A 219-nucleotide genomic window follows, 5' to 3' on the forward strand; every position below is an offset into this window, starting at 1 on the left:
GCATCCCTTGTGATGAATTGTTGAGTGAGATTGAATGGAAGGTCTTATGGAAAACTGTCGAAAAAACAGACTTTCCGTCTCAAGCTCCTGTTGCATCCTGGGCATACAAGGCAATTGCCAAACTGGGGGGATGGACCGATTCCAAAAGAACGGGTAAAGCGGCATGGTCAACTATTTGGAACGGTTGGTTTAAATTGAATGAGCGAATAGAAGGTTTTC

At 44.3% G+C, this 219-nt stretch carries 1 pseudogene; it reads left to right on the top strand.

The features are described 5' to 3' along the window. Positions 1-219, top strand: a pseudogene (locus tag CC34_RS0110170) (IS4 family transposase); the annotation flags it as partial.

Origin of the sequence: Legionella pneumophila subsp. fraseri (assembly GCF_000586315.1) — a bacterium.
GTDB lineage: Bacteria > Pseudomonadota > Gammaproteobacteria > Legionellales > Legionellaceae > Legionella > Legionella pneumophila_B.